The organism is Salegentibacter sp. (assembly GCF_041642575.1).
Classification (GTDB): Bacteria; Bacteroidota; Bacteroidia; order Flavobacteriales; family Flavobacteriaceae; genus Salegentibacter.
The window spans coordinates 1-4,766 of sequence record NZ_JBEPWD010000125.1 but is presented as its reverse complement, the minus strand read 5'-3'; the positions used below and the strand labels follow the sequence as shown (position 1 = coordinate 4,766).

The 4,766-nt window shown below is 37.3% G+C and carries 6 protein-coding genes; 1 reads left to right on the top strand and 5 read right to left on the bottom strand.

All coding sequences use genetic code 11. From position 1 onward, the window contains the following. From ACESK1_RS12095 to ACESK1_RS12075, 5 genes are all read right to left on the bottom strand, one after another. On the bottom strand, positions 1 to 925 hold a 925-nt coding region (locus ACESK1_RS12095; protein WP_372920438.1), incomplete at its 3' end, for an alanine dehydrogenase. A gap of 59 nt (positions 926 to 984) precedes the next feature. After that, complete coding sequence (locus tag ACESK1_RS12090) at positions 985 to 1,263, bottom strand: hypothetical protein (protein ID WP_372920437.1); 279 nt, start codon at positions 1,261 to 1,263, stop codon at positions 985 to 987. A 250-nt stretch (positions 1,264 to 1,513) separates the two neighbouring features. Then, positions 1,514 to 1,660, bottom strand: a complete 147-nt coding sequence (locus ACESK1_RS12085) for a hypothetical protein (protein WP_372920436.1) — start codon at positions 1,658 to 1,660, stop codon at positions 1,514 to 1,516. Positions 1,661 to 1,941: 281 nt separating this feature from the next. Continuing rightward, positions 1,942 to 2,346, bottom strand: coding sequence for a tRNA (adenosine(37)-N6)-threonylcarbamoyltransferase complex ATPase subunit type 1 TsaE (tsaE, locus tag ACESK1_RS12080; protein ID WP_372920435.1), 405 nt, complete (start codon positions 2,344 to 2,346; stop codon positions 1,942 to 1,944). Between the two features lie 79 nt (positions 2,347 to 2,425). Further along, entirely contained in the window at positions 2,426 to 3,979 is a 1,554-nt protein-coding gene (locus ACESK1_RS12075; RefSeq protein WP_372920434.1) for a response regulator, read from the bottom strand. A gap of 36 nt (positions 3,980 to 4,015) precedes the next feature. Here ACESK1_RS12075 and ACESK1_RS12070 point away from each other — a divergent pair. Beyond that, positions 4,016 to 4,766 (top strand): HD domain-containing protein (locus ACESK1_RS12070; RefSeq protein WP_372920433.1); only part of this gene is annotated, 751 nt, incomplete at its 3' end.

Genomic DNA, 4,766 nt, shown 5'->3' with positions numbered 1-4,766 from the left:
AAGTAACCTCGCTGGTTTCTACACAGCCACCCATATCTATACTAACGTCAATAATTACAGCACCGCGTTTCATTGTTTGCACCATAGTATCGGTGATAAGGACCGGTGAGCGGTTTTTTCCTCTTACGGCTCCTATCAAAACATCACAACGTTTTATTGCCTTGCTAAGATTTTTCGGTTGAATAGTGGAAGTATAAAACGTATTTCCAAGATTGGATTGAATACCTCTTAGCCTCGTAAGCGAGCTGTCAAAAACTTTTACACTGGCACCAAGTCCAAGAGAGGAACGCGTAGCGAACTCACCCACTGTTCCGGCGCCCAGAATAACCACCTCAATCGGAGGCACACCGCTGATGTTTCCAAACATCAACCCATTTCCTTTTACGTGATTACTCATTATTTCTGAAGCGATAAGCACAGAAGCTGTTCCCGCTATTTCACTCATTGCTCTTACAATAGGGTAAGTACCGTCATCATCCCGAATAAATTCAAAGGCGAGAGCCGTAATGCGCTTTTCTGCCAGCTTCTGAAAGTATTGTTTACATTGAGTTTTTAGCTGAAGCGCCGAAATAAGGATAGTTTGAGGATTTATAAATTCCAGCTCTTCCATGGATGGAGGCTCAACTTTTAGAATGGTAGGGCAGGAGAAGACCTTCCTGGTATCTTTGGTGATCTCTGCACCGGCATCTGAATAATCTTTGTCACTAAATCGGGCCCATCGTCCCGCTCCGGATTCAATCATCACCCTGTGGCCGTGGGCTGTTATGGCTGCCACTGCATCAGGACTTAGGCAAATGCGCTTTTCCTGATAGGATGTTTCTTTGGGCATGCCGATAAACAGCTTTCCCTTGTTCTTGAAAATTTCCAGGGTTTCTTCCTGTGGAATGAGTTGTTCTTTGGTAAAAGGCGAGACCTGTTTTCCCATATTAAGACTTGTGAAACTTTAAGGAATTAAAATACAACTATTTTAGAGAATAGCTAAATTTAAAGTTTCTGGTAATAATCCTCCTGAAGATTTTCCTGTGAAAAGTCCTGGCGAAATTCATGTAGATCCTTGCGATCACGTTCAGAAATAGGAGACATTACTGAAACATCGGTTTCTTCAAGTTCGCTTAAATCTATTCCGTAGATTCTATCAAAGATTTTTATTCTTATGAGATAAACAATAGATAGAATTATAATGAAAAAAGGGGCTAGATAAATTAGCTGATTAGTATCCATTGGATCCTGAACATTATATACATCTTGGTAAAATGTACTCATAATTTGATATGTATACATTCCAATAGGTACCAGTATAACATGATACCACCAATGCTTACAAGTGAAGAACCAAATTAAGAGCAGAAAAAGTGGAGTTAATTTACCAAGATAAGTCCAGGCAGCTGTCAGAACATTTTCATAGTAAAGACTTTCATATGTAAAAAAAGAATTTTCCCAAACGTTGCCCTTTGGGAAAATTTCATATATATAAAATAAATAAGGTGAAAATGCTATTGCAATAGCAATTAAACTACCCGTTAGCAGGAACTTTGATCGATGATCTGTCGACAGCTTGTTTTTGAATTTCATTACCTGAGTTCTCGTTTTCAGAAGTGGAAGTTACAAAAAAACTTGCTCCAAAAATTGCTGCTCCGAATAATAATGCTTTAAGTTTCATAAGTATAGGTTTATTAGTTGTTATTTCGTTTTGATTTCTGAAACAAACCTATAACATTATAAAACACTAAATATTAATACATTAATTGTACTTTTGCGGGCTTTTTGGAAGAAAAATTAGTGGATTATTTTTTGAAAAATTATTTTGATCAGTAAGCTGAAAAGCGCTGTTTCCTCGGTTTAAATAAAATTTTTAGTCAATCATCTTTTCTTAAAGCTTTTAAATGTAATATTAATCTTACACTTACTTTTTGTTGTAAAATTACAGGCTTTAAGAAACCATTAACTTAAATTTAACACTCTCCGCTTATTATCTTTTACGGAAACCTCAATTTTTTGCCACTCAGGTTCCAATAGTTTTTCAATTTTTTGTGGCCATTCTATTAATTTCCAGCCGGGACTTTCAAAATAATCCTCAATTCCCATATCCAATGCTTCGGTTTCATCTTCTATCCGGTAAAAATCAAAATGGTAAATAGGTCCTTGCGGACTGCTGTATTCATTTACCAGTGAAAAAGTTGGACTTGCTGCCTGATCTTTACTTCCGAGTGCTTTTACCAAAGAACGAATGAGCGTGGTTTTGCCGGCGCCCATTTCCCCGTAGAATAAAAGTGTTTTGCTTTTAGCATTCTTCAAAATATAATTAACCGCCTGGTCAATTTCTTCTAACTTATAACTTAGGGGCATAAAACCATGAACTTTATTATTGCAAAGGTAAGTAAAAACTTATTAATTAATTTATATAGCTGAAATACAAGACATTGTATTATTGTTTTGGAGTCATTATCACAAATGGGATTATCATCTCTTCCAGCGAAACCCCTCCATGCTGGTAAGTGTTTCGGTAATAACTCACATAATGATTGAAATTATTGGGATATGCAAAGAACAGATCTCCTTTAGCAAAAATAAAAGAGCTACTCATATTAATAGTTGGTAAGTGTATGTTCTTTGGATTTTCTGCCGCTAGTACATCCTTCTCCTCGTAAGTAAGGCTTTTCCCTGTTTTATATCTTAAATTAAGACTGGTATTTTTGTCTCCTATCACCTTTGAAGGGTGCTTTACGTTTATTGTTCCATGGTCGGTGGTGAGAATAAGTTTAAATCCTAAATTCTGAGCTTGCTGAATTATTTCCAGCAATGGGGAGTTCTTAAACCAACTATGGGTAAGAGAGCGATATGATTTATCATTTGAAGCCAACTCCTTGATAACTTCCATTTCGGTTTTAGAATGGGAGAGCATATCCACAAAATTGTAAACAACCACAGTAAGGTCATTGTCCTTTTGGGTTTTGAAATTCTCCACCAGTTTTTTCCCGGCTTTTAAACTTGTTATTTTGTGATATTCATGTTTGATATTTAATCCGAGACGTTTCAGTTGCTCTTTCAGAAATTCACCCTCGTGATTATTTTTTCCGCCTTCGTCTACATCATTTTTCCAATACTGCGGAAACAGCTTTTCCATTTCACTAGGCATCAACCCTGAAAACATAGCGTTACGGGCATATTGAGTAGCGGTAGGAAGAATGCTGAAAAAAGGTGATTCCTCGGTCTTTTTATAGTAGGTGCTCACCACTGGTTCAAATGCCTTCCACTGGTCATATCTTAAATTGTCTACAACCACTAAAAGGGTAGGTTGGTCTTTAGAAATTTCAGGAACTACTTTTTCCTTGAAAATAGTATGAGACATGATTGGCGCATCAGCGTTTTTCTCAAACCAGCCTGGATAATTCTTATCTATAAATTTACAGAACTGCGTGTTGGCTTCCTGTTTTTGGGATTCTAAAATCTCAAACATGCCGCTGTCTTCAATGGTCTCCAACTGAAGCTCCCAGTAGATTAGGCGCTGATATAATTCTGCCCATTCTTCAAAGGAATTAACCTGGGCCATATCCATCGCGATCTTTCTGAACTCCTGTTGGTAATTAGAGGTAGTTTTTTCTGAAATAAGCCTCGAGTGATCCAGGTTCTTTTTTATACTAAGCAGAATTTGGTTAGGATTCACAGGTTTTATGAGGTAATCGGCAATTTTGGAACCTATGGCTTCCTCCATAATATATTCTTCCTCGCTTTTTGTGATCATAACTATAGGGATGCTTTCTCTTCTTTCCTTTATTTCAGCTAAAGTTTCCAGGCCGGTAAGTCCAGGCATATTTTCATCAAGAAAAACAATATCAAAATTCTCTTTTTCAATTTGTTCTAAAGCTTCAGTTCCACTTTTGCTGGTAGTGACTTCGTAATTTTTATTCTCAAGGAAAAGGATATGTGGTTTCAGCATATCGATCTCATCATCCACCCACAATATTTTGATATTATTCATATATGTATATTTGTTTTAAATTAAAGAAAATAAGGCTTGGCATTTCAACACAAACTTAAAATATTAAACGACCCAATTTACGGATTTATTACCATCCCGAGTCAGCAGATCTTTAACCTTATTGAGCATCCTTACTTTCAAAGATTACGTCGTATTTCTCAAATGGGCTTATCATATCTGGTATATCCCGGTGCCCATCACACCAGGTTTCACCATGCCCTTGGTTGTGTTCATCTTATGCAAAAAGCGGTTAGGATTCTCCGGTATAAGGGGATTGAAATTTCCGAAGCCGAAGAAGAGGCCTTGCAAATTGCTATTCTTCTGCATGATATAGGCCACGGCCCGTTCTCTCATGCTATGGAGCACAGTATTGTAGAGGGCATTGATCACGAAAGTATATCATTGCTTTTTATGGAGGAAATCAACCGGGAATTTAACCAAAGTTTAACGCTGGCTATCCAGATCTTTAAAGGTGATTATAAGCGGAAGTTTTTAAATCAGCTTGTGTCAAGTCAGCTTGATATGGATAGGCTAGATTATCTGAAAAGGGATAGCTTCTACACCGGCGCTGCTGAAGGGAATATAAATAGTGAACGTCTTATCACTATGCTGAATGTGGTAGATGGCGAGTTGGTAGTTGAAGAAAAAGGGATCTATTCGGTTGAAAAATTCCTGGTAGCCCGCCGACTCATGTACTGGCAGGTTTACCTTCATAAAACCAGTTTGGTTGCCGAGCAATTGCTCATCAGAGTATTAAAAAGAGCCAAAGAATTAATTGATGAAGGAG